The 4,935-nt window shown below is 71.1% G+C and carries 4 protein-coding genes and 1 pseudogene; 3 read left to right on the forward strand and 2 right to left on the reverse strand.

Annotated features, from left to right (window positions below):
• The first annotated feature begins 258 nt into the window (after positions 1–258).
• Entirely contained in the window at positions 259–1,596 is a 1,338-nt protein-coding gene (locus AB0C29_RS33440; protein WP_360828789.1) for a BNR repeat-containing protein, read from the forward strand.
• A gap of 27 nt (positions 1,597–1,623) precedes the next feature.
• Positions 1,624–2,448: an SAM-dependent methyltransferase gene (locus AB0C29_RS33445; RefSeq protein ID WP_360828792.1), complete on the forward strand. Its 825-nt coding sequence runs from the start codon at positions 1,624–1,626 to the stop codon at positions 2,446–2,448.
• On the opposite strand, the gene AB0C29_RS33450 is transcribed toward AB0C29_RS33445, so the two are convergent.
• Positions 2,438–3,280: an SGNH/GDSL hydrolase family protein gene (locus AB0C29_RS33450; protein ID WP_360828795.1), complete on the reverse strand. Its 843-nt coding sequence runs from the start codon at positions 3,278–3,280 to the stop codon at positions 2,438–2,440. The genes AB0C29_RS33445 and AB0C29_RS33450 overlap by 11 nt on opposite strands.
• Positions 3,281–3,389: 109 nt before the next feature.
• Here AB0C29_RS33450 and AB0C29_RS33455 point away from each other — a divergent pair, with 109 nt between their 5' ends.
• A complete protein-coding gene (locus AB0C29_RS33455; RefSeq protein WP_360828798.1) occupies positions 3,390–4,637 on the forward strand; it encodes a threonine synthase in 1,248 nt (415 codons plus the stop codon).
• Here AB0C29_RS33455 and AB0C29_RS33460 read toward each other — a convergent pair.
• Positions 4,603–4,935 (reverse strand): annotated as a pseudogene (locus AB0C29_RS33460) (septum formation initiator); the annotation flags it as partial. The gene AB0C29_RS33455 and the pseudogene AB0C29_RS33460 sit on opposite strands and share 35 nt — an antisense overlap.

Genomic DNA, 4,935 nt, shown 5'->3' on the forward strand with positions numbered 1-4,935 from the left:
GGCCGACGACCCGGCCCGGCCGGCCGATCCGGCGGACGACGAGTCGGTGCTGCGGCGGGCCGCCGAGGACTACGTCTGGCGGGCCCGGGCGGCCGGCGCCGACCGTGGTTCCATCGTGGACGCGCTGCACCGGGCCCTCGACGCCACCCCCTGACCGAGGATATCGACGCCCTTGACTGTCTGCGGGACCGGGGCTTAACGTCGGCGAAACCTTCCCGAGCACCAGCGAAGTCTTCGAGGGCGTCGATGAAACGATTCATGACCGCCGTGATCCTGATCCTCGCCACCGCACTCGCGGGCTCCCCCGCCCTGGCGGCGGCGCCCACGGTCACGCAGAGCTCGGTCACCGTGCTCACCACCACCGGCCGCACCGCGCTGACCTACACCGGCTACATGAACGGCGAGTCGTTCCAGCAGGACGGCATCACCACCGTCGCGGGCTGGCAGTACACGGCGTTCTGGGACCAGAGCGGCTATGTGAACCTCTCGCGGCGGCAGCTGCCCGGCGGTGGGTGGCAGAACCTGCGGCTCACCGACTACGCGACGACCTCCACCGACTCGCACAACACGATCAGCATCGGCATCTCGCGCCAGGACGGCACCATCCACCTGGCCTTCGACATGCATTCCTCGGTGCTGCGCTACCGCCGGTCGATCGCGGGGCTGGCCACCTCGCCCGGCACGGCGGCCTGGTCCACGAGCAGCTTCGGCCCGGTGGTCACCAGCCTGACCGGGGCCGGCATGCCGACGATGACGTACCCGCAGTTCCTCACCACCCCGGCCGGCAAGTTGCAGCTCGCCCTGCGCACCGGCACCAGCGGCGCCGGGGACGAGGTCCTCTACGAGTACGCGGGCGGCACGTGGAGCTCCGTCGGGCGGTTCATCGACGGCACCACGGCCAACAACAACGCGTACCTGTTCGGGCTGGAGTACGACAGCACCGGCCTGCTGCACGCCACGTGGACGGTGCGGGAGACGTCGAACGCCAGCACCAACCATGACCTGTTCTACGCGTACAGCAAGGACGACGGCCGTACCTGGCGCAACAACGCCGGGACCGTCATCGCGACCACCGGCAGCGCGCCGCTGATCTCCGACGCGGCCGGGCTGCGGGTCTGGGCCATCGGCCAGAACCGCGGCCTGATCAACCAGGAGTCGCAGGTGGTCGACAAGGCCGGGATCGTGCACGTGCTGGCCTCACACCTGCCCGCGTCGGCCCCGAGCAACAGCGACTTCACCGCGGCCCGGGAGAAGGCGGTGCTGGTGCACTACTGGCGGGACAAGGCGTCGAAGGTCTGGCACCAGACCTACACGCCCTTCCTGGAGCGCTCCAGCCGCGGTGACATCGCGGTCGACGCGGCGGACAACCTCTACGTCGCCAGCGGCGACTCCAGCACCCGCAGGCTGCACATCGAGACGGCCTCGAAGGCCTCCGGCTGGACCGACTGGACGCTGCGCTACACCTCCGGCGCGATCTACTTCTCGGACCCGCTGGTCGACCACGAGCGGCTGCGCACGCTCGGCGTGCTGAGCATCTTCGCGCCGCGCTACGGCGGCAGCCAGATCGACATCCAGGACTGGACGGTACGGCCCTGAGCGCATCGAACCTCTACGATCCTGTCCATGGAGCAGACCCAGCCGCCCGTCGACCTGCAGACCGACCGCCCGCATCCGGCCCGGGTCTACGACTACCTGCTCGGCGGCAAGGACAACTTCGCGGCCGACCGCGCCGCCGCCGAGCAGGGCATCAAGGCCAATCCGGCCAGCCGCACGCCACCGCGGGAGAACCGTGCCTTCCTGCGCCGGGCGGTCCGCTTCCTGGCCGCGGAGCGCGGCATCGACCAGTTCCTCGACATCGGTACGGGCATCCCGAGCGCCCCCAACGTGCACCACGTGGCCCAGCAGGTGAACCCGGCCGCCCGGATCGTCTACGTCGACAACGACCCGATCGTGCTGGCCCACGCCCGCGCCCTGCTGACCAGCACCCCCGAGGGCCGCACCGAGTATCTCGACGCCGACCTGCGCGACGTGGACTCCATCCTGAACGCCCCGCAGCTGCGCGACACCCTGGACCTCGACCGCCCGGTGGGTCTGCTGCTGATCGCGATACTGCACTTCATCGGCGACGACAACGACCCGGACGACATCGTCGCGCGCCTGCTGGCAGCCCTGCCCCCGGGCAGCCACCTGGTGCTGTCCCACCTGACCGGTGACTTCGCGCCGGAGGCGTGGGAGCGGGTGGCGGCGATCTACCGGCGTACCGGGGTGACCATGCAGGTGCGCCCGCGGGAGCGGATCGCCCGCTTCTTCACCGGTCTGGAGCTGGCCGAGCCGGGCCTCGAACTGGTCAACCGCTGGCGCCCGGACGGCCCGAACCCCGACGGCGAGCCGACCGACGCCCAGGTCTCCGTTTACGGCGGAGTGGCCCGCAAGCCCGTCACCAGTTGAAGCGGCCCGGATAGGTCACGTCGGCGAGCTTGTTCTGGCCCTCGACGTCGGGGTGGAAGTAGTCGATCTCGTTGACCAGGTCGAGGGAGAAGCGGACCCGGTGCGCGTCACCGCCGTCCCAGCGGCACTTGCGGCCGTACTTCTCGCAGGCCGCCTCCAGCTCCCGGTTGTACGCGTCCACCCGGTCCTCGACCTGGTGGCGGCGCTCGTCGTCGGCCTTGGCGGTCGAGGTGGGCCGGGCCAGCAGCGACTGGCAGACGCCGCGGTTCCAGGCCCGTACGGCACGCTCGTTCTCGTGGCCCAGCTGCCACAGCCGGTAGATGTTCGGGATGCTCACCACGAGCACCCGCGCCTTCGGCAGCCCCTTCTTCAGCCGGGCCAGTGCCGTGTCGACCTGCTTGCGGAAGGTCCTGGTCGTGGTCATGTCGGCGACCCGGCCGGTGCAGGCGTCGTTGGCGCCGATCAGGACGGTCACGTACTGCACCTTGTCGTCGACCGCCCGGCCGGCCTGGCCGGCGAGATCGCGAGCCCGGGCCCCCGGTGCGGCGTAGTTCTCGGCGTTGCCCCTGATCGCGCCGTTGGCCTCGCGGATCCGCCGGTAGTGACTGTCCACCCCGGCACTGCTGCCGGTCGACCACGAGTTGCGGCTGCACGCCACCAGGGTGAAGCAGGTGCCGTAGCCCGCCGTGATGGAGTCGCCCAGCGCCCCCATGGACGCCGGCAGGCCCTTGGCGGTGCCGGTGGGCTCCGGGGCGGCAGTTCCGGCTCCCTCGCAGGCCAGCGCGAGGGCGGCGAGGGCGACGAGCACGATCAGGTGCCAGCGGCGGAGCACAAGTTATCCCCCATCACCGAATGCAACGACTGCATCACCGTAAGGCATCTACGCCGCGGCCGTCACCCCGGTCACCCCCGGCCGCGCGGGACATCGCAAGCTGATCACCATGACCTACTCCGCACTGAGCCACCTGGAGTGTTCCCGCACCGGCGCCCGCTACGACGCGGACGTGGTGCAGGGAGTCAGCGAGGCCGGCGTACCGCTGCTGGCCCGCTACGACATCGAGCGGGCGGGCCGGACCCTGACCCGCGAATCGCTCGCCGCGCGCTCGGCGACCCTGTGGCGCTACCACGAGATGCTGCCCGTCCGGGACCCCGGCCGGCTCGTGACCCTCGGCGAGGGCATGACGCCGCTGCTGCCGCTGCCGCGCTACGGTGCCAGGATCGGCGTACCCGGGCTGCTCATGAAGGATGAAGGCCTGGTGCCGACCGGATCCTTCAAGGCCCGCGGGGCCGCGGTGGGTGTCTCCCGGGCGGCCGAGCTGGGCGTCACCGGGGTGGCCATGCCGACCAACGGCAATGCGGGAGCGGCCTGGGCCACCTACGCCGCCCGGGCCGGAATGACGTGCCTGATCGCGATGCCGGTCGACGCGCCCGCGATCACCCGGACGGAATGCGTGGCCACCGGCGCCGAGCTGTATCTCGTCGACGGGCTGATCGGTGACGCCGGCCAGCTCATCAACGCGGCGGTCCGCGAGCGCACCGGCTACCAGGAGGTGTCGACGCTCAAGGAGCCGTACCGGCTCGAGGGCAAGAAGACCATGGGGTACGAGATCGTCGAGCAGCTCGGCTGGCGGGTGCCGGACGTCATCCTGTACCCGACCGGCGGCGGCGTCGGGATCATCGGCATCTACAAGGCCCTGCGGGAGATGCAGGAGCTCGGCTGGATCGGCGCGGACCTGCCCCGGCTGGTCGCGGTGCAGGCCGAGGGGTGCGCACCCATCGTGGAGGCGTTCGAGGAGGGCGCCGACGTGAGCCGGCCGTACCCGGACGCGAAGACCATCGCCTTCGGCATCACCGTGCCCAAGGCACTCGGCGACTTCCTGGTCCTGGAGGCGGTGCGCGCAACCGACGGTACGGCGGTGGCCGTCAGCGACAAGGCGCTGCTGGCCGAGCAGCTGCTCGCTGCCCGCGACGAGGGCACCTTCATCTGCCCGGAGGGGGCGGCCTGCCTGGCCGCCGCCCGGCAGCTGCGCGAGAGCGGCTTCATCGGCGCGGCCGACAGCGTGGTCGTGCTCAACACGGGTACGGGCCTGATCTACCCGGAGACGATCACGGTCGACGTGCCGACCCTGCCGGTGGACGGGGTGATCCCTCGTCTCAGTCCACCGACGGAATTCCACCCGAACAGGTGACAGTCAGCCGCACCAGCCGGTTGCCGTGTTTGAAGACCGCGTAGGCACTCGACCCCGGTCCCTCGTCGACGTCGTTCACCTTGTACGGCTTGGTCGGGGACCAGGACAGCAGCTTCGCGGTGGAAGCACTCGGGCAGGTCGCCCGGACCGAGCCACCGTCCGAGGTGAACGTACGCTCCACGGCCTCCGGCGGCTCGGTCGTCGGCGCGGCCGTGGTGGGCTCGGGCTCCTCCGGGCCGCCTCCCGGTGGCGTGGTCGTCGGGTTCGGGGCGCCGTCGACCGGAGGCGGGAAGCCCGC

This window comes from Actinoplanes sp. NPDC048791, assembly GCF_040650095.1.
Taxonomy (GTDB): Bacteria; Actinomycetota; Actinomycetes; order Mycobacteriales; family Micromonosporaceae; genus Actinoplanes.